This window comes from Flavobacterium commune (genome assembly GCF_001857965.1).
GTDB classification, from domain to species: domain Bacteria; phylum Bacteroidota; class Bacteroidia; order Flavobacteriales; family Flavobacteriaceae; genus Flavobacterium; species Flavobacterium commune.
In genome coordinates this window covers 1,482,543-1,502,829 of the sequence record NZ_CP017774.1, presented here as the reverse complement: position 1 = coordinate 1,502,829, position 20,287 = coordinate 1,482,543, and the positions used below count along the sequence as shown (strand labels likewise).

Below are 20,287 nucleotides of genomic sequence, written 5' to 3'. Positions count from 1 at the left end.
TTTGTAAAATCATCAATACATTGTACGATATGCTTATTTGTGTTGAGATATTAAATATAAAATCCCATCTTTAATAAATGAAAAATTTACCATTATTAGATATCGCTATAATTGCGATTTATTTGATTGCTATGGTTGGCGTGGGAATTTATTTCTCCAGAAAAAATAAGAGTGCAGAGCAATACACTAAGGCTTCGGGTAAAATTCCCGGTTGGGCCATAGGACTGTCTATTTATGCCACATTTTTAAGCAGTAATACTTTTTTGGGAGTTCCTGGTAAGGCTTTTGGAGGAAACTGGAATGCTTTTGTTTTTAGTATTTCGATGCCATTTGCAGCCTGGGTAGCGGCTAAATATTTTGTGCCATTTTACCGCAGTACCGGAGAAGTTTCGGCTTATACTAACTTAGAAAAACGTTTTGGTCCCTGGGCCAGAACCTATGCCGTTGTTTGCTTTTTGCTAACGCAAATTACCCGAATGGGATCGGTGTTTTTTGGAATTTCCCTTACGTTGCAAGCCCTGACAGGTTTTAGCATGGAAACCATCATGCTGGTTACCGGAATCTGTATTGTGATTTATACGGTTTTAGGAGGCATTGAAGCGGTAATCTGGACCGAAGTGGTTCAGGCTATATTGAAAACAGGAGGTGCTTTATTGATTTTGTATTTGATAGTTTCAAAAATGCCGGGAGGTGTTTCTAAAATAATGGAAATTGGGCAGCAAAATGATAAGTTTAGTTTAGGTAGTTTTTCGTTTGATTTTACAAGCTCTACTTTTTGGGTGGTGTTGCTGTATGGTTTTTTTATCAACCTGAATAATTTTGGGATGGATCAAAATTATGTGCAACGTTACCATGCCTCGTCTTCAGCTAAAGAGGCTTCAAAGTCAATTTGGTTGTGTGTTTGGATGTTTGTTCCTGTTTCTTTGGTGTTTTTTGTGATAGGTTCTTGTTTGTTTGCTTATTATCAAATGACTCCTTCATTGATAGAGCCCATTAAACTACAGGCAGCTGCAGAACATTTTGGAGCAGGGGCTTCTCAGACTGATATAGCCAATTATGCAAAAACATTACAACCATCCGATTATGGAGATAAGGTGATGCCTAATTTCATGGTCAATATGATTCCTACCGGTTTATTGGGGTTAATCGTTTCGGCGATACTTTCGGCGGCAATGAGTACCATCAGTTCAGGAATGAATGCTTCGGCAACGGTGTTTTCAGAAGATATTTACAAGCGATATTCGAAAAAGAAAGTCAGCGACAAACAAAATATGCGTTTGCTGTATATCGGAACGGTTATGTTTGGATTGGGCGGAATGGCCTGTGGTATCGCGATGATAGGGGTGAAGAGTATTCTGGATATCTGGTGGCAACTATCAGGGATTTTTGCAGGAGGAATGTTGGGGCTTTTCCTTTTGGGAATTATCAGTAAAAAATCAGGTAATACAGAGGCTATGGCTGCAACAGTTATAGGGATAATGGTGATTCTTTGGTTGTCACTTTCGTACTTGATTCCTGATGGATATAGTTTTTTAAGAAGTCCGCTTCATGCTAATATGGTGATAGTGATTGGAACACTTGCTATCTATTTGACGGGTGCATTTATAGCAAAATTCAGAAGCGTAAAAGCTTAATAATATAAAAAAAGAGAAAATAGAATAACGATGAACAATTCAAAAAAAGGATTTATTCCGGTAATGTTAACGCCGTTTAATAATGATGGTAGCATTGATTACAAAACATTAACAGCTCTTACGGAACTTTATTTAAAGTCGGGAGTTACTGGTTTATTTGCTAATTGTTTGTCAAGCGAAATGTTTGAATTGTCAGAAGCTGAACGTCTTAAACTAACAAAACATGTAGTAGATGTTGTGGCTGGTCAGGTGCCAGTGGTAGCTACAGGAACTTTTGAAGGAACAATTCAGCAACAGGCTGATTTTACCAATAAAATTTACGGAACAGGAATTGATGCCGTGATTTTAATTTCGGGTTTATTGGCTAAAGAAACCGATTCGGATGCTGTTTTTGTTGACAATGTACATCAGTTATTGAATTTAACGCCAGGAGTTCCAACAGGATTCTACGAATGTCCGGTGCCTTATAAAAGAGTGCTGACAGCTGAGCAATTAGGAGATTTTGTCAATACAGGAAGAGTGATTTATCATAAAGATACCAGTTTAGATATCAATCAGATTAAGGCTAAATTGAGTGTGGTAAAAAATCCTGATTTTGGTTTGTATGATGCTTATATGGTACACGCCATCGAATCTTTAAAAGCAGGTTCGGCAGGATTGTCCTGTATTCAGGGGAATTTCTTTCCTGAACTGATTGTTTGGATTTGCGATAATTACAATGATGCTTCTAAGGCCGAAGAATTAGCAGCAGTGCAACAATTTTTAGAGTCTAATATGGGAGTTATGCACGATGTGTACCCTATTGTGGCTAAGTATACCTTACAAAAAAGAGGTTTGTCTATTTCTAATTACACGCGTAGGGAAGTAGGTAATTTTACTCCAATTGTAAAAAATGCAGTGGATCAACTGCAAAAAGAGTACGATATTCTCCAGAATGAGTTGTCATTCTAGTTTATATATTTTGGTTAGTGTTAGTGATTATTAAGTCGTCTGTTCGATTGTTTTTAAACAATGTCCGCTCCTCCCATTTTTTGGGCATTGTATAAGGATGTAGGAGTCTTTTTTTGACCATAATTTGGGCTCTTTATACAATTTCTGAAACAGAAGTTTTTCGGGCAGATGGGTTAATAATTGATCTAAACTAATATTCTTGTTGTTAAAAATATCTCTGATTTTTTTTGGAACACAGATTAGAAAAATTAAAGAAATAAACTTAGCGTATCTTTGTGGTTTTTTTTGTGAATCTCTGCGAAATAAAATAAATCACTGCAAATTATTTCTTTTATTTTCAGATATGAAAATAAGCTTATCTGTACTTTTTTATCACTTTTAGGATAACAAAACTTATATGTCTTATATGGTGAAAAATTCTTAGCGTGACTTTGCGAAACCCTCGTGCACTTTGTGGTTAAAAATTACCGCAGATTGCTTCGCCTGTTCGCTATCGCTCGGGTCGCAAATTTTTCCCCCAATCTTTAAGTTTAAAAATTAGCCACAGATTACACAGATTATCACAGATTTTGTCTTTGTCTTCTTTGCGGAAATCTTTGCTTCCTTTGCGGTTAATAAATCCGACACGAATGCACTATTGATTTTCTAATCTTTGTGTTTAGAATTACACGGATTTATATTTTCATAAATGAAAATAACTTATCTGAACTTCTAAATTATTTATAGAAGTAAAGAAAACTTATATGGCTTATATGTTTAGAAAAAATTGTGCCTTTTTCGCTTGCTTCGTGCACTTTGCGATTAAAGATCAGTAAAAATCCCTATTTTGTCTATTTTCTTTGTTCTTTCCTCTTCTTCTAATTCGACAAATACCTTTTCTTATATTCCATAGGAGTAATTCCGGCGACTTTCTTGAAATGACGGTAAAAATTGGATACATTATTAAAACCGCATTCAAAGCAAATCATTTCGGTAGGGATTTTGTTTTCAATCAATAATCTACACGCATGACTGATGCGAATTTCTATTAGAAAATCATAATAGGTTTTCTTCGTCATTAGTTTAAAATAGCGACAAAAAGAAGTAACGCTTAAGTTACTAAAAGCTGCAATTTCTTTTAGAGTGATTTCTTTTTTATAATTCGAAAGGGTATAACTACATATTTTATTCAGTCGAATCGAATCCGATTCATTGGATTGATAAAACGCATGCGAAGAAGTGATTTCGGTATATTCTTCGGTTTCCGATAGAAATTTCAAGATGTTTAACAGGATAATCAGCTTGTCAATATGATTGGCAGTAGATGCTTTTTTCATTTGTTCCATGACTAATTCCCGTGTTTTTCCATGAATAATCATTCCTTTTTTTGCCTTTTCAAAAAGTTTCGGAATCAGGAAAGATTCGGGTAAGTGTATGAAATCTTTGCCTAAACAGTCAGGCAAAAACTGAATCACAATGGCTTCCACATCTAATTCCTTTTTGTTCTGATAATATTCTTCATGACAACGCCAGGTATGAGGTAAGTTTTCACCCAACAAAATAAGTTCTCCTGAGCTGAAATTACTGATGTTATCGCCTATAAAACGCACTCCCTCGCCTTTGATTACATAATGCAATTCCAGTTCAGGATGGTAATGCCAAATCTTACCAAAGTTGGGTTCTTTGTTATGTCTTACCTCAAAAGAACTTTGAATGCTGGTAGGAACTTTGTGAAATAAAGGCTTCATAAACAATGCTTTTGGATTGATTACGCTAAATTAGTGTTATTTTTACAATTGCAAATAATTTTATGATAATATCCTATAAATACATGCAAATAAATAATAAGAGTCTAAGTCTAATTTTTAGCATATTTGAATATAGACTGCAATCGTTTCAATTTAGAGTTGGTTGATGGTTTAAGGAAAAATAAATCATAGCGTATCACAAAACAATTTGAATAAAAAATTCGAATTGTCTTTGTGTTTTATTGCTTATAAATAATTTAAAATATGAACATCTATTTAGTAGCAAGTGGCGATTTGCGTTTATCAGCAAATCAGGTATGTTGGGATGCACAAGCCCAAATGGAACAATTATTATCAGAAGCTGTTGCCGAAGCAGGCGGAAAAATCATCAGAGCGCATGCTTATGATGAGAAAAAACAGCATGGTTTTATTGACAGCCAAAAAATGGGAATGCAGGTTTTTAAAAATATTGACCCAACGGCACCACTGATTGTTGCTGAAAGTGTCTGGCAATATTCACACCATGTTTTGGCAGGTTTGATTACGCACCAAGGGCCAATTTTAACAGTGGCTAACTGGAGTGGCGAATGGCCAGGTTTAGTAGGAATGCTAAATTTAAATGGTTCGTTGACTAAGGCAGGAGTGCAATACAGCACGTTGTGGAGTGTAGATTTTAGCGATGATTTTTTCAAAAACAATTTGAAAAATTGGTTGCAAACGGCTACAGTTCAGCCGGATTTTAGTCACGTAAAAGCGTTTGATAAAGCACTTATTCCTGCTGACGAATTTGCTAAAGGAACTGCTTTTGCAAAAGCTTTCAGAAAAGAAAAAGCCATTATGGGTGTTTTTGACGAAGGTTGTATGGGAATGTTCAATGCGATTGTTCCTGATCATTTGTTGCATCCAACAGGAATTTATAAAGAAAGATTGTCTCAGTCTTCGCTTTACGCTAAAATGCTAACGGTGAAAGACGAAGAAGCTGAAGCCGTTTTACAATGGTTGCTTGATAAAGGAATGAAATTCGATTGGGGAACGGATGAAGTTACTCAATTAACTAAAAAGCAAACGCTATTGCAATGCAAAATGTATATTGCCGCTGTGCGAATTGCTGCTGAATTTGGTTGTGATACTATCGGAATTCAGTACCAACAAGGTTTGAAGGATTTAGTGCCTGCCAGTGATTTGGTCGAAGGTTTATTAAACAATCAAAACAGACCTCCTGTTTTTGATGAAGAAGGAAACGAATTGTTTGCCGGTGAAGCTTTACCGCATTTCAATGAAGTGGACGAATGTGCCGGAATTGATGCTTTAGTTACTTATAACTTATGGCGTTCTATGGGATTGAAAGGCGAGAATACACTACATGATTTGCGTTATGGAGAATATTATAAAAATGAAACTGTTGACGGATTTGTTTGGGTTTTCCTAATCAGTGGAGCGGCACCGCCAGAACATTTTGTAGGTGGTTATGAAGGAACTTCCAGTGAAAGACAGCCTGAAATGTATTTCAGATTAGGTGGAGGAAGTGTAAAAGGAGTGAGTAAACCGGGTTCAATTGTTTGGAGTCGCGTTTATGTGATGGACGATGCCTTGCATTGTGATTTGGGAATTGGAGAATGTGTCGATTTACCAAAAGAAGAATTAGACAGAAGATGGAATATGACTACGCCACAATGGCCTATTATGAATGCTATTTTAAAAGGAGTGAGTCGTGACCAGATGATGGGACGTCATAAGGCGAATCACATTCAGGTGGTATATGCTGAAAACGAATCAGAAGCTAACAAATTGTGCCGAATCAAGGCTGCAGCCTTGCAAGAATTAGGAATCCAGGTTCACTTTTGTGGAGATGTTGCAGTGTAATTTTATTCTAAAAAGTAATATAGATAACGTTATTTTGAAATAAAATTTTCCTCTTATTTGCGAATTTCAATTGTCCTTAGCTTTCGCAGTCGAGTGTCAAATGTTTGAAGAATGCGTAAAAAGAAAAGCTGTTTGATCCGCCGCGGCGGAGAGTTCTTTTCTTTTAGCATTCGAAAACTAATTTGACCGACGAGGAAGCGTAAGACTTGATTTTTTTGTTTCTTTTTTGATCAAGCAAAAAAGAAAATTAGTAAATCATAATTTCACTTTTACTAAAAACGGTTCTCGATACAAATTTTCAGAAAAAGCTATTCGCGTTTTCTGAAAATTCACTCGAACTGACGAAATTCTAATATAGAACCAATATGTTAATTCGAGTGTTTTTTGTTCCGTTATGTTGCAAAAAAACACTCGAATTGACGTTTTAATAACTATATTCACAGTTGTTTTAAAATGAAAAAAATAGATAGAACACAGATAATAACGGATAAAAAAGAATTAATTAGTTTTCTTAATTTTAATTTTTGGAAATTTATGTTCTAATAAAAAATTGAAAAGTCAAAAAATGAAGAAATTGAAAGGCATTACATGGAACCATACAAGAGGCCTTTTGCCTATGGTTGCTACTGCTCAGCGTTTTACAGAGCTTTATCCAGATGTAGAAATTAGTTGGGAAAAAAGAAGTTTACAAGAATTTGCGGATGCCTCAATCGAGGATTTAGCTAAAAGATTTGATTTATTAGTAATTGATCATCCATGGACAGGTTTTGGTGCTGCTACCAATACCATTGTTCCTTTATCGGATCATTTTTCAAGCGAATATATAAAAGATCAGGAAGTCAATACGGTAGGGAAATCATACGAAAGTTATGTTTTTAACAACAAACTTTGGGCTTTGCCTATCGATGCTGCCACTCCGGTAGCTGCGGCTCGTTTGGATATTTTAGAAAGTAAAGGATTAAAAGTTCCTGAAACTTACGAAGATTTATTGGCTTTAGCCAAAAAAGGATTGGTTGCTTTTGCTGGAATTCCGGTAGATTCATTAATGACTTTTTATTCGTTTTGTTGCAGTTTGGGTGAAGCACCATTTTTGTCTCAGGAGAAAGTTATTTCAAATGAAACAGGAATTAAAGCATTGCAAATGCACCGCGAATTAGCGCAGTTGATGGATCCGGCTAATTTTAACAGAAACCCAATTCAGGTGTACGAAGCAATGGTGAATACAGATGAGATTGCTTATTGCCCGTTTGCTTACGGTTATTCTAATTATTCACGAATTGGCTACAGCAAACACCTACTTCATTTTTATGACTTAGTAAAATTGAACGATCAACCCATGATTAGTTCTTTAGGAGGAACAGGATTAGCTGTTTCTGCTTTTAGTGAAAATCTTCCAGAAGCATTGAAATATGCTGAATTTACTGGTTCATCCCATGTCCAACAAAATATTTTTGCTGACAATGGTGGACAACCAGGACATTTACAAGCCTGGAAAAGCGAAAGAATCAACCAAATCACTCACGATTATTTCAAAAATACTTTGCCAGCTTTAGAGCGTGCTTTCTTGCGTCCAAGATATTCTGGACACATGTATTTTCAGGATCATGCTGGTGACTTAGTGCGTGATTATTTGATGAATGGTGGCGATGAGGTAGCAGTACTTGAAGCAATGGATGCCTTGTATGTAAAATCGCTTAATGCAGCAACAGTATGAGACCTTTAGAAGGTGTGGTTGTTTTAGAGTTTTGCCAGTTTTTGGCAGGACCTTCAGCAGGATTGAAACTAGCCGATTTAGGCGCCAGAGTCATCAAAATTGAAAGACCCGTAAAAGGAGAAGCTTGTCGCCAATTGAGTATCAAAGACTTATTTGTGGACGAAAGCAGTTTGTTATTTCATACCATTAACAGAAATAAAGATTCTTTTGCTGCCGATCTTAAAAATTCGGACGATTTAGAATTAGTCAAAAAACTGATTGCTAAGGCTGATATTATGACACATAATTTCAGACCGGGGGTGATGGATAAAATTGGTTTGGCTTTCGCCGATGCTATTGCCGTCAATCCGAAAATTATTTATGGAGTAGTTTCAGGCTATGGTGACGAAGGACCTTGGTCTAAAAAACCGGGACAGGATTTATTGGTGCAATCTTTATCAGGATTAACATGGTTAAGCGGACGAAACAGTCAGGGACCGGTTCCTTTTGGTTTATCTACAGCCGATATTATGTGCGGAAATCATTTGGTTCAGGGGCTTTTGGCGGCTTTATTAAAAAGAGCCAAAACGAATAAAGGTGTTTTGGTTGAGGTTTCTTTAATCGAATCCATTTTAGATGTTCAGTTTGAAGCCATTACTTCTTATTTAAATGATGGTGGAAAATTGCAGGAAAGAGGTGATGTTGCAGGAAGTGCACATGCTTTTTTAAGCGCGCCTTATGGGGTGTATAAAACTCAGGATGGTTATCTTTCTTTGGCTATGGGCGATTTAATGTTCATCAGTGAATTGTTAGAAGTAAATCTAGAAAAATACAGAGAAAAACATCTGTGGTTTGAATTCCGCGACGAAATCAGAACACTTTTAAGCGAACGAATCATTCAGGAAGCTACAGACCATTGGTTGAAATTGTTGCAGGAAAAAGGCGTTTGGTGCGGAAAAGTATTGAATTATCAGGATTTGGATCAAATTGATTTTGGTATGCCAATGAAGCAAACCATCGAAAATTCAGAGAATAAAAAAATTGTCACTACCAGAAGTCCGATTCAGTTAGACGGTCAGATTTTGACCAGCACTAAAGCAGCGCCAAAAGTAGGAGAGCAGAATAAAATGATACAGGAAACTATTTTAAATTAGAAGATGAAACCATTAGAAGATTATTTAATAATAGATTTCAGCCAGTTTCTTTCGGGGCCTTCGGCAAGTTTACGCTTGGCCGATTTGGGTGCTCGTGTGATTAAAATTGAGAAACCGGGTACAGGTGATATTTGCAGAACCTTATATACTTCGGATTTGATTATGAACGGAGAATCCTCCGTTTTTCATACGATAAATAGAAATAAAGAATCCTTCGCGATTGATTTCAAACAGCCCGAAGAATTAGCAAAACTGAAGAAATTATTAGCAAAAGCCGATGTGGTGATGCATAATTTCAGACCGGGTGTTATGGAACGCATTGGATTGAGTTATGAAGAAGTACAAAAGATAAATCCTAATGTAGTCTATGCCTCGATAAGTGGCTATGGTTCAAAAGGTCCTTTTAAAGATTTGCCGGGACAGGATTTGTTATTGCAATCGTTAACGGCTTTGACCTGGTTAACAGGAAACGAAGGTGATGGCCCGGTTCCTATGGGATTGTCTATTGTGGACATGTTAGCGGGAGCGCATTTGGCTCAGGGAATTTTAGCCGCTTTGTATCGAAAAGTGACCCAGAATGTAGGTGCTCTGGTAGAAGTAAGTATGCTGGAATCGGCATTTGATTTTCAGTTTGAAACCATCACAACTTTCTTTAATGATGGTGGCGAATTGCCTGTTCGAACAAAAACAAATAATGCCAATGCTTATTTAGGTGCGCCTTATGGAATTTACGAGACTAAAAATGGTTACATGAGTTTGGCTATGGGTTCTATTCCCGTTTTAGCCGAATTGCTGTCTTGTGACGATTTGAAGCAATTCCCGGAAAATAAATTTACCTTAAGAGACGATATTAAATCTATTTTAGCAGCGCATTTGCGTACACAGGATTCAGAATATTGGCTGAATATTTTAGAACCGGCTGATATTTGGTGTGCCAATGTGTTGAACTACGAGCAGCTGTTTGCTCAGGAAGGTTTCCAGATTTTAAACTTTGTACAACAAGTCGAAATGATAGACGGTTACAGTTATAAAACAACCCGATGTCCTATCAGGATTGATGGGGAATTGTTTACTTCAGGTAAGGCTTCGCCAAAGTTGGGTCAGGATAACGAGCGAATTATTAAGGAGTTTTTAGTTTAGAAATTGGACTAAAGTCCAGCCTTACAAAATGGGTCGAGCCGATGGCTCTATTACGTAATGTGAGAGTCCGCTGTAGCGGACGAGACATATTGTAGCAACGGATTTTAATCCGTTGGATAATGGAAAAATACATAGTAATGGAAAACACAACATTTAGAATCGCGGTTAGGAAATTTGGGCCTTTTGAAAGTGCCTTACACAAATTATGGGATGCGTTTTGTTTAAAATACGATATCAGTATTGCGGTCGAAATGGTTCCCATGGAATTGCACGATTTGTACGAACAAACCATTACCGAAGGAGGCTTGAAAAAAGGCGATTGGGATATTGCCCACATCAACACCGACTGGATTTTTGATGCGGCTCAGGCTAATGCAGTTCAGGATTTAACGTCTTTCATTGCTAAAAAAGCACCTCAGGATTTCCCTGAAGGCTGGCACAATTCGTTGTTGCATTTACAGGAAATTGATGGAGGAATTTACGGTTTACCTTTTCACGACGGCCCTGAATGTTTGATTTACAGAAAAGATTTATTCGAAAATCCGATAGAAAAAGAGAATTTCAAAAAGCAGTTTGGTTACGAATTAGCGCCACCTAAAACCTGGACGGAATTCGAGCAAATTGCTACTTTTTTTAATCGTCCGGACGAAAATTTATACGGCTGTGTTTTTGCCAATTATCCTGATGGGCACAACATGGTTTTCGACTTTTGTCTGCATTTGTGGACACGCGGAGGTTCCTTGTTGAATGCCGAAAACCAAATGGATATTAACACACAGGCCGCCATTGACACCTTAGATTATTACCGTTATATCGTTAAAAATACCGCTGCCGTTCATCCCGGTTCTGCCGATTTTGGTTCTGTCGAAGCCGGTATGGCTTTCGCCAATGGTGAAGCCGCCATGACCATTAACTGGTTTGGTTTTGCTTCCATGTGTGAAGTCATTGCCGAATCGAAAGTGAAAGGAAAAGTAGATGTTACCACTTTGCCTTTTGCTGTGGGTGGAAAAACCGCTTCGTTAAATGTGTATTGGTTATACACCATAGGAGCCGGAAGTAAAAACAAAAAATTAGCCTACGACTTTTTACGATTTGCCACCACTGCCGAAAGTGACAAATTATTGACAAATGAAGGCGGAATAGGCTGCAGAAAATCGACATGGAAAGATGCCGAAATCAATGCCACCATTCCTTATTACCACAAGCTGGAAAGTTTGCATGAAAATGCTCTGACCTTACCTCAAATAGCAGTTTGGCCAGACATTGCCATACTGATAGACCAGATGGTTTTAAAGGCATTAAAAACAAATATTCCATCGGCAGATTTATTAAAAGACACACAAATAGAAATTGAAAAAATACTATAATTATGCAAATTCCTTATAAACCAGAACTGCCAAAAACCAACCAACCCATAGTAATTATTGGCGCTAGTGGAATTGTAAAAGATGCGCATTTGCCTGCTTATAAAATGGCAGGATTCGAAGTTTTTGGGATTACCAACAGGACTTTTGCCAAAGCTCAGGCAATGGCTGCGGAATTTGGAATTCCTCATGTTTTTGAAACAGTGGCGGATGCTGTTCAACACGCTCCTGCCAATGCTGTTTACGATATTACGGTTATGCCGGAACAATACATTGAAATATTAGAGCAGTTGCCTGATGGAGCTGCCGTTTTAATTCAGAAACCAATGGGAAATGATTTGGCTGAAGCCAAAGAAATCTTGGAAGTTTGTGAAAGAAAAAATTTGGTAGGCGCTATTAATTTCCAATTGCGATTTGCTCCTTTTGTGGCTGCGGCCCGTTATTTGATTAATGAAGGAATCATTGGCGAATTGTATGATATGGAATTTAAGGTGACCGTGAATACGCCTTGGGAATTGTTCCCATTGGTTAAAGTACATCCTAGATTAGAGATTTTATTCCACTCTGTACATTATATAGATTGTATTCGTTCGTTTGTTGGAGATCCAAAAAGTGTTTTGGCTAAAACCTGGAGACATCCATCGAAAGATTTATCATCTTCACGTTCTACTATCATTCTGGATTATGGCGATACGATGCGTGCGGTAATCAATACCAATCACGATCATCATTTTGGACCGGAGCATGAAGAAAGCTACATTAAATGGGAAGGAACCAAAGGTGCTGTAAAGGCTAAAATGGGATTATTGATGAATTATCCTGCCGGATTAGAAGATGTTTTTGAATATTCAGTTCAAAACGAAGCAGGAAAGTACGAATGGAAGAAAGTACAGTTAGAAGGTTCCTGGTTTCCGGAGGCTTTTGTGGGTACCATGGCTAACCTGATGCGTTACAAAGAAGGTTCGGACAGCGAATTGTTTGCCAGTGTAGAAAACGTACTGGGAACTATGAAAGTGGTAGAAGCCTGTTATGTCAGCAATCGAAATGGGGGCATTTCATTGGGAGAATTATAAAACAAAATGTAGTCCTTAGTCCCTAGTCCTTAGTTTTTTGAGGCTACACTAATTGCTAGGGACTAACAACTAAGTACTAAAAAACTAAAAATATGTATTTTAAATCAACATTTTTTGAAGATTACCAATTAGGAGAAAAGCGCGTGACGCTGGGGAGAACCATCACAGAGACTGATTTTGTGGTACACGCAGGGCACACAGGCGATTTTTTTCCGCACCACATGGATGAAGAATGGTGTAAAACCCAGCCTTTTGGTCAGCGTATTGCTCATGGAACGATGGTACTTGCCATTGGGGTAGGATTGACGGCATCGGAGATTAATCCGGAAGCTTTTTCTAAGGGTTATGACAGAATGCGTTTTGTAAAACCGGTACATATTGGCGATACGATTCACTCAGAGATTACCATTTCAGAGAAAGGTGATGCTAAAAGACCAGAGATGGGAACTGTGACGGAACACTTAGAGATTATTAATCAAAGAGGCGAGGTAGTAATGGTTTGTGACCATTTGCTACTGGTAAAAAGGAAAAATTAACCAACCAATAAATATAAAACATGCAAGTAACCAATCAGTTGGGTGACCAACATTCAGTGCCAACCGAAAAGGGACAAGGGCCAAATTATGTATTACCTTTTATTTTAATAACGAGTTTGTTTTTCCTTTGGGGAATGGCTCACAATCTGGATTCAATTTTGATTCCGCACCTTAAAAAAGCCTGTCAGTTAAATAACCGTCAGTCTACATTAATTGACACTTCGGTGTTTTTAGCTTATTTCCTGATGGCAATTCCTGCGGGAATGATTATTAAAAAAGTAGGTTATAAAAACAGTATTATCATCGGACTTTTGGTTTTTGCAGCGGGAGCTTTCTTGTTTGTTCCAGCAGCGAATTCACAGGCATATGAATTGTTTTTAGTTGCCTTATTTATCATTGGTTGCGGATTAACCATTCTTGAAACCAGTGCAAATCCTTATGCGGCTATTTTAGGACCACCAGAATCGGCTTCAAAACGATTGAATTTGGCAGCTTCCTTTAATGGTTTAGCAGCAATGGTAGCACCTATAGTAGGTTCGCTTTTTATTCTTTCAGGAAAAAGTTATACTCCTGAGCAAATGGCAGCGATGCCTGAAGCGGAAAGATTATCTTATTTAGCTGGCGAAGCAGCAGCAGTAAAAATGCCTTATATTGTTTTAGGAACCATATTGGTTTTGGTTGCAATTTTGTTTTATTTCATGCATTTGCCATCTATGAAACCAGAGCATATTGAAGTCGAGGTGAAACCTGGTTTTTTCTCTGTTTTAAAGCACCGTCATTTGAGCTGGGCTGTGGTAGCACAGTTTTTCTATGTGGGTGCACAGGTTTGTGTAACGAGTTTCTTTATTAGAATGGCGGAACAAGGTGCTAATATGGACGAAATTACTGCGGCTTATTATTTAGGACTTTATGGAGTGTTATTTATGGCAGGAAGATTCATCGGAACATTCTTTTTGAAATATGTAAAAGATTATGTGTTACTTTCAATCTATGCTGCATTGAGTACTATTCTTTGTGCTGTGGCAATTTACGGAACGGGAATTTATGTAATTTATGCTTTGGGTGCAATTGGATTTTTCATGTCTATTATGTTTCCAACGATTTTCTCTTTAGGTTTAGTAGGCTTGAAAAGCAATACTGAAACAGGTTCTTCCTGGTTAGTAATGGCCATCGTAGGAGGTGCTATTTTGCCATACGGAATGGGAACTTTGATTGATATGAATCATGATGATATTCAATCAGGTTATTTGATTCCTTTAGTGTGCTTTTTGATTATTCTTTACTTTGGTGTTTTTGGACATAAGGTGAAAAAAGTAGCTTAGTCACATTTTTTATAAAATAAATAATTAAACCCGACCGCTTTCAAAAAGCGGTCGGGTTTTTTGTAATAACTTGTTTGCTTATTGTAATTTGTAATTATAAAGTGGTTAATTTTACCCATTTATTTTATAATTCATAACCAATCAAATAATAAAAAACCAGATGACACAATTTAGAATTTTCCTTTTTACCTTTTTTATTATAACGCAAATTTCCCTTGCTCAGGTACGAACAGTTAGAGAATTAGACTCGAACTGGAAGTTTCAAAAAGGAGATTTCGAAAATGCTCCCCAAACCAATTTTAATGATTCGAAATGGGAAAAAGTGAGCGTGCCCCACGATTGGGCCATTTATGGTCCTTTTGATAAAGAAATAGACAAACAGAGCGTAGCCATTGTTCAGAATGGTGAAAAAGTGGCTTCTGAAAAAACAGGAAGAACAGGTGCTTTACCTCATATTGGGACGGCCTGGTACAGAAATAAATTTACGATTTCGGCTGCCGAGAAAGGAAAAAAAGTGATTCTGCTTTTTGAAGGTGCCATGAGCGAACCACAGATTTATTTAAACGGTAAAAAGGTGGGCGAATGGGCTTATGGTTACAGCTATTTTTATTTTGATATCACTGATTTCATTTCAGCAGGAGAGAATACCCTGGCGGTAAAGTTAACCAACAAAGAATTTGCTTCCCGTTGGTATCCGGGTGCCGGTTTGTACAGAAAAGTAAGCCTTATCATTAAAAATAAGGAAAGCATTGATCAGTGGGGAACTACTATTACAACGCCTTTTATTAGCAAGGAGGTTGCTAAAGTAAACGTTAAAACAAAGGCTACAGGTGAAAAGGGCTATTTAGTGACTACCATTTTTGATGCCAATGGACAAAAACTAAGTTCAGATAAGGCAACAACAAAATTTGGGAATGAATTCGATCAAAATATCAAGGTTGATAATCCCAAGTTGTGGAGTCCGGAAAGTCCTTATTTGTATAAAGCCGTTTCGCAATGGTTTGTTGGAGATCAGTTAAAAGATGAGGTGACTACCCGTTTTGGAATTCGTGACATAAAATATGAAGCTAATAAAGGATTTAGTTTAAATGGCGAAGTACGAAAGTTTAAAGGAGTTTGCCTGCACCACGATTTAGGACCTTTGGGAACAGCAATAAATGTGGCAGCCTTACGTCGTCAATTGACTATTTTAAAGGATATGGGTTGTAATGCCATTAGAAGTTCCCACAACATGCCATCATTGGAGCAATTAGAATTGTGTGACGAAATGGGATTTATGTTCCTAGCTGAAAGTTTTGACGAATGGGCAAAGCCAAAAGTTAAGAATGGATACAACCGCTTTTTTGAAGCGTATGCCGAGAAAGATTTGGTTAATTTAATTCATGCCACCAGAAATCACCCTTCTATTGTAATGTGGAGTTCCGGAAATGAAGTTCCTGATCAATGGGGAGAAGCCGGAGTAAAACGTGCCAAATGGTTACAGGAAATTTTCCACCGTGAAGATCCGACTAGACCGGTTACAGTAGGTATGGATCAGGTTAAGGCTACTATGGAGTCCGGTTTTGGAGCTTTGTTAGATGTTCCGGGCTTAAATTATCGAGTGCATTTGTATGAAGAGGCATTTAAGAAATTCCCACAAGGATTTATTTTAGGTTCTGAAACGGCTTCTACCGTAAGTTCAAGAGGGATTTATAAATTTCCTGTGGTAAAAGAAAAAAATAAACAATACCCAGACTTCCAGAGTTCATCTTATGATTTGGAAGCCTGTAGTTGGTCTAATGTGCCTGATGAGGATTTTGTGTTGCAAGATGATAAGCCATGGGTTATAGGCGAATTTGTCTGGACAGGTTTTGATTATTTAGGAGAGCCTACTCCTTATGATGAGAAATGGCCATCCCGTAGTTCTTATTTTGGTATTAGTGATTTGGCAGGTTTGCCTAAAGACCGATTCTATTTGTACAGAAGCCGTTGGAATACCGAAAAAGAAACCTTACACATTTTACCGCATTGGAATTGGGAAGGACGTGAAGGTCAGGTGACACCGGTATTTGTTTACACCAATTATGATAGCGCTGAGCTTTTTGTAAATGGAAAAAGTATGGGAATTCAAAAAAAGAATAACACAACACCACAAAACAGATACCGTTTGATGTGGATGGATGTTAAATACGAACCCGGAACATTGAAAGTAGTTGCTTTTGATAAAAATGGAAAAGCAGTTGCCGAAGAGGAAATTCATACCGCTGGTAAAGGATACCAAATTGTATTGGATGCTGATAGAAAAACCATAAAAGCAGACGGAAAAGATTTGTCTTATGTTACTGTTTCGGTAGTGGATAAAAATGGAGTTCCGTGTCCTACACTTACTAATCAATTGCAATTTAAGGTAAAAGGAAAAGGAACCTATAAAGCAGCTTGTAATGGTGACGCAACTTCGTTAGAACAATTTCATTTACCAACAATGAAACTGTTTAGTGGAAAGTTAGTAGTTACAGTACAATCCCTTAAAGAAGCTGGAAACATGGAATTAACTGTTACTGGAAAAGGTTTAAAAACCGCAACATTAAGTATAAGTTCTACTAATTAAGAATTACTATTAAAAACACGAAGCCCTCTTTTCAGAAATGGAAAGAGGGCTTTTTTGTTTATCGAATTTCTAAATGTGTTCTCGAATTTTTGTTATCAAAATAGCCGTTTTCTTTGGATTATAAATTTTAACAGTAAAGTATCGAAAAGAGTGGTATGCTTATTGACTAAAAATCAATTAATTTTAAATATATTTGTAAGGCAATCGATTACATTAATTATTAAAACCAAAAAATAATCCAAAAAAAAGAAGAATGAAAAATAAATCAAGAAATTTTCTGTTTGCTGCTTTTGTTATCATGCTATCGGGCTGGTCGCAAAACAGTGCTGCTCAAAATTCAAATTCTGAGGAATTTTATCAGGGAATTGAGTTTAAAATGGCTAAAGTTCAGGAGCCAAAAATTCCAAATAACACAGTAAATATCAAAGATTTTGGAGCGGTTAATGGCGGTTATGTGTTAAATACCAAAGCTTTTGCTGATGCTATTGATGCGGTGTCGCAAAAAGGAGGCGGAAAAGTTATTATTCCTCCGGGAATTTGGTTAACAGGACCAATTATTTTGAAAAGCAATCTGGAATTACATGCCGAAAGAGGAGCATTAATCAAATTCTCGACAGATAAAAGTTTGTACCCTTTAGTTGAAACTAGTTTTGAAGGATTGAATACCTGGCGTTGTATTTCGCCACTTTATGGTAAGAATTTAGAAAACGTTGCTTTTACAGGAAATGGAGTTTGGGATGGTTCAGGCGAAGTGTGGAGACAGGTTAAAAAGGCTAAACTTACCGAAAGTCAGTGGAAGAAATTCGTTGCTTCGGGTGGTGTGCTTAATGAATCCAAAACAAGTTGGTATCCATCAGAAGTTTTTATGAAAGCCTCTGTAGGTGCGGATCAAAATGTGCGTTTGGATTTAAAAACCAAAGAAGATTTTGAAAAAATTCACGATTTTCTTCGTCCTGTGTTAGTTAGTATTCAAAACAGTAAAAGAGTATTATTTGATGGGCCTGTGTTCCAAAATTCACCTGCCTGGAACATTCATCCTTTGATGGTTGAGGATTTAATTGTTCGAAATGTAACAGTTCGTAATCCTTGGTTTTCTCAAAATGGGGACGGTCTTGATGTGGAATCCTGTAAGAATGTTATCGTTGAAAATTCCAGTTTTGATGTGGGTGATGATGCTATTTGTATCAAATCAGGAAAAGACAAAGACGGTCGTGATCGCGCTGTTCCTTGCGAAAATTTAATCATCAGAAACAATATTGTGTATCATGGACACGGTGGTGTAACTGTGGGAAGCGAAATGTCGAGCGGTGTAAAAAACATGCACGTATCTAATTGTTCTTTTATTGGTACTGATGTTGGATTACGTTTCAAGAGTAATCGTGGTCGTGGAGGAGTTGTGGAAAACATCTTTATTTCGGATATTTTCATGACTGATATTCCATCTCAGGCTATTTCTTTCAATTTGTATTATGGCGGAAAATCAATTGCTGAAACTCTGGAAGAAGGTGGAACTCCGGTTGAAAACAAGATGGTTCCGGTTGATGAAAAAACGCCGCAGTTTAAGAACATTTCGATGAAAAACATCACTATTGCCGGAGCGCAACAAGCCGTGTTTTTACAAGGTTTACCTGAAATGAATCTTGAAAACATCTCTATTTCTAATTTGCTTGCCAAAGCCGATAAAGGAGTTACCATTGTTGACGCTACGGGAATCAAAATTAGCGATGCAAAATTTGATATTAAAGAAAGCAATGTTTTCGATATTTATAATGTAAAAAACAGCTCTTTGAAAAATGTTGAAATCAATTCGACTTCTCCTAAGGCTGTTACTATTAATGGAGCCGCTTCTGAGAATATTGATTTAACGTCTTCCAATTTGTCTAAGAAAACTTTCATAGGAGAAAAAGTTCCTAAAAAAGCAGTAAAATTATAATAGAAATAAAGTTCGTAAAATCTCCAAAGTCGCCTGATTTTGGAGATTTTTTTATCCAATGCTTTTAAACCAAATGTGTTTTTAATATTCTAAGCTATTACCACCCTCAAAACCAAAAATGATGAATCCAACAAAAAAGAATTATTTAGCATTGTTGATGGTGTTTGCGCTGGCAACTACTTTTGTCAATGCCCAATCCGATAAGAAAGCTGCTGATATTAGTACGAAACCATTTGGCGATAGCGAAAGACATTGGTACGGTATTAAAGATGAAAGTAATTTGGTGAATCCAGTTCCGAATCAGCCAAAATATCCCGAATCCGATTATACTAAAATTGCCGATAATATGATTCTTTTTCAGTGTGCCAATGGCGGCTGGCCTAAGAATTATGATATGAAAGCGATTCTAACTCCGGAGCAAGTCGAAAAAGTAGCTTCGACCAAAGCTATTTTGCACACTACTTTTGACAACGAGACTACTTATACTCATGTTTATTATTTGGCACAGGTTTATACGGCTACCAAAATTGAAAAATACAAAGTAGCCTGTGAAAAAGGAATCCAGTTTATACTCGATGCGCAATATGCTAATGGAGGCTGGCCACAATATTTTCCTTTAGAAAAAAACTACAGCCGTCATATTACTTTCAATGATGGGGCTTATATGGGAATTATCAATTTGCTGGATAAAATAGTCAACAATAATCCCAATTTTTCTTTCTTAGATGAAGCATTAAGGGCGAAAGTTACTCAGGCTTACAATAAAGGAATTGATTGTATCTTAAACATGCAAATTAAGGATAAGGGTAGACTTACCGCCTGGTGTCAGCAACATGACGAAGAGACTTTAGCTCCGGCCTGGGCACGAAAATTTGAACCGCCAAGTATTTGTAATGCCGAAAGTGTTGGTGTTGTTTTGTTTTTGATGAAAATTAAAAATCCAAGTGACAGAATTATTCAATCGATACAAAGTGCTGTAAAATGGTTTGCCGATTCTAAAATTTACAACACTAGGGTTGAATCTTTTGAGATAGAAGCATTCGAATCTAAATATAAAACGGTGAAACGTGACGTTAGAGTGGTAGCCGATGCTGTAGCTCCGCCTATCTGGACGCGTTATTATGAGTTAGGAACCAACAAACCTTTGTTTTCCGACCGCAATAGCGAGTTGTTGTATTCATTGGCTGAGGTGAGTGTGGAACGACGCAGTGGCTATGCCTGGTATACATATGAACCTCAAAAAGCCCTTGATAAATATGCCGAATGGCAACAAAAATATGCGCCATCTGATAATGTTTTGAAATAATAAA

At 37.1% G+C, this 20,287-nt stretch carries 14 protein-coding genes; 13 read left to right on the top strand and 1 reads right to left on the bottom strand.

From position 1 onward, the window contains the following. Positions 1–77 precede the first annotated feature (77 nt). Together BIW12_RS06280 and BIW12_RS06275 are read left to right on the top strand one after the other, a co-directional pair. Complete coding sequence (locus BIW12_RS06280; RefSeq protein ID WP_071184315.1) at positions 78–1,634, top strand: sodium:solute symporter; 1,557 nt, start codon at positions 78–80, stop codon at positions 1,632–1,634. Between the two features lie 30 nt (positions 1,635–1,664). Next, positions 1,665–2,585, top strand: coding sequence for a dihydrodipicolinate synthase family protein (locus BIW12_RS06275; RefSeq protein WP_071184314.1), 921 nt, complete (start codon positions 1,665–1,667; stop codon positions 2,583–2,585). Positions 2,586–3,442: 857 nt separating this feature from the next. On the opposite strand, the gene BIW12_RS06270 is transcribed toward BIW12_RS06275, so the two are convergent. Further along, positions 3,443–4,312, bottom strand: coding sequence for an AraC family transcriptional regulator (locus BIW12_RS06270; RefSeq protein ID WP_071184313.1), 870 nt, complete (start codon positions 4,310–4,312; stop codon positions 3,443–3,445). 264 nt (positions 4,313–4,576) lie between these two features. Between BIW12_RS06270 and BIW12_RS06265 the strand changes: the two genes are divergently transcribed. From BIW12_RS06265 to pelA, 11 genes are all read left to right on the top strand, one after another. Then, a complete protein-coding gene (locus BIW12_RS06265; RefSeq protein WP_071184312.1) occupies positions 4,577–6,175 on the top strand; it encodes a fucose isomerase in 1,599 nt (532 codons plus the stop codon). A gap of 565 nt (positions 6,176–6,740) precedes the next feature. After that, positions 6,741–7,889 (top strand): ABC transporter substrate-binding protein, encoded by a 1,149-nt coding sequence (locus BIW12_RS06260; protein ID WP_071186189.1) that lies wholly within the window; start codon positions 6,741–6,743, stop codon positions 7,887–7,889. Next, a complete protein-coding gene (locus tag BIW12_RS06255) occupies positions 7,886–9,022 on the top strand; it encodes a CaiB/BaiF CoA transferase family protein (RefSeq protein ID WP_071184311.1) in 1,137 nt (378 codons plus the stop codon). The genes BIW12_RS06260 and BIW12_RS06255 overlap by 4 nt, the downstream gene beginning before the upstream one ends. 3 nt (positions 9,023–9,025) lie before the next feature. Beyond that, entirely contained in the window at positions 9,026–10,162 is a 1,137-nt protein-coding gene (locus BIW12_RS06250; RefSeq protein WP_071184310.1) for a CaiB/BaiF CoA transferase family protein, read from the top strand. A 119-nt stretch (positions 10,163–10,281) separates the two neighbouring features. After that, entirely contained in the window at positions 10,282–11,529 is a 1,248-nt protein-coding gene (locus tag BIW12_RS06245; RefSeq protein WP_232227160.1) for an ABC transporter substrate-binding protein, read from the top strand. Positions 11,530–11,531: 2 nt separating this feature from the next. Beyond that, on the top strand, positions 11,532–12,599 hold the full coding sequence (locus BIW12_RS06240; RefSeq protein WP_071184309.1) for a Gfo/Idh/MocA family protein: 1,068 nt from the start codon (positions 11,532–11,534) through the stop codon (positions 12,597–12,599). A 92-nt stretch (positions 12,600–12,691) separates the two neighbouring features. After that, complete coding sequence (locus BIW12_RS06235; RefSeq protein WP_035661941.1) at positions 12,692–13,135, top strand: MaoC/PaaZ C-terminal domain-containing protein; 444 nt, start codon at positions 12,692–12,694, stop codon at positions 13,133–13,135. 20 nt (positions 13,136–13,155) lie between these two features. Beyond that, positions 13,156–14,457: an L-fucose:H+ symporter permease gene (fucP, locus tag BIW12_RS06230; RefSeq protein ID WP_083382058.1), complete on the top strand. Its 1,302-nt coding sequence runs from the start codon at positions 13,156–13,158 to the stop codon at positions 14,455–14,457. A 160-nt stretch (positions 14,458–14,617) separates the two neighbouring features. Beyond that, on the top strand, positions 14,618–17,044 hold the full coding sequence (locus BIW12_RS06225) for a DUF4982 domain-containing protein (RefSeq protein ID WP_071184308.1): 2,427 nt from the start codon (positions 14,618–14,620) through the stop codon (positions 17,042–17,044). A gap of 253 nt (positions 17,045–17,297) precedes the next feature. Then, positions 17,298–18,977, top strand: a complete 1,680-nt coding sequence (locus tag BIW12_RS06220) for a glycoside hydrolase family 28 protein (protein ID WP_071184307.1) — start codon at positions 17,298–17,300, stop codon at positions 18,975–18,977. A 118-nt stretch (positions 18,978–19,095) separates the two neighbouring features. Continuing rightward, positions 19,096–20,283: a pectate lyase gene (gene pelA / locus BIW12_RS06215; protein WP_083382057.1), complete on the top strand. Its 1,188-nt coding sequence runs from the start codon at positions 19,096–19,098 to the stop codon at positions 20,281–20,283. The last annotated feature ends 4 nt before the right edge of the window (positions 20,284–20,287 follow it).

What these genes read in the sequence shown, in the direction of transcription:
- BIW12_RS06240 (WP_071184309.1), top strand. Translation starts at nt 11,532, where the DNA reads ATGCAAATTCCTTATAAACCAGAACTGCCAAAAACCAACCAACCCATA.
- BIW12_RS06270 (WP_071184313.1), bottom strand. Translation starts at nt 4,312, where the DNA reads ATGAAGCCTTTATTTCACAAAGTTCCTACCAGCATTCAAAGTTCTTTT.
- BIW12_RS06220 (WP_071184307.1), top strand. Translation starts at nt 17,298, where the DNA reads ATGAAAAATAAATCAAGAAATTTTCTGTTTGCTGCTTTTGTTATCATG.
- BIW12_RS06255 (WP_071184311.1), top strand. Translation starts at nt 7,886, where the DNA reads ATGAGACCTTTAGAAGGTGTGGTTGTTTTAGAGTTTTGCCAGTTTTTG.
- BIW12_RS06235 (WP_035661941.1), top strand. Translation starts at nt 12,692, where the DNA reads ATGTATTTTAAATCAACATTTTTTGAAGATTACCAATTAGGAGAAAAG.
- fucP (WP_083382058.1), top strand. Translation starts at nt 13,156, where the DNA reads ATGCAAGTAACCAATCAGTTGGGTGACCAACATTCAGTGCCAACCGAA.
- BIW12_RS06275 (WP_071184314.1), top strand. Translation starts at nt 1,665, where the DNA reads ATGAACAATTCAAAAAAAGGATTTATTCCGGTAATGTTAACGCCGTTT.
- BIW12_RS06225 (WP_071184308.1), top strand. Translation starts at nt 14,618, where the DNA reads ATGACACAATTTAGAATTTTCCTTTTTACCTTTTTTATTATAACGCAA.
- BIW12_RS06250 (WP_071184310.1), top strand. Translation starts at nt 9,026, where the DNA reads ATGAAACCATTAGAAGATTATTTAATAATAGATTTCAGCCAGTTTCTT.
- BIW12_RS06265 (WP_071184312.1), top strand. Translation starts at nt 4,577, where the DNA reads ATGAACATCTATTTAGTAGCAAGTGGCGATTTGCGTTTATCAGCAAAT.
- BIW12_RS06245 (WP_232227160.1), top strand. Translation starts at nt 10,282, where the DNA reads ATGGAAAAATACATAGTAATGGAAAACACAACATTTAGAATCGCGGTT.
- BIW12_RS06260 (WP_071186189.1), top strand. Translation starts at nt 6,741, where the DNA reads ATGAAGAAATTGAAAGGCATTACATGGAACCATACAAGAGGCCTTTTG.
- BIW12_RS06280 (WP_071184315.1), top strand. Translation starts at nt 78, where the DNA reads ATGAAAAATTTACCATTATTAGATATCGCTATAATTGCGATTTATTTG.
- pelA (WP_083382057.1), top strand. Translation starts at nt 19,096, where the DNA reads ATGATGAATCCAACAAAAAAGAATTATTTAGCATTGTTGATGGTGTTT.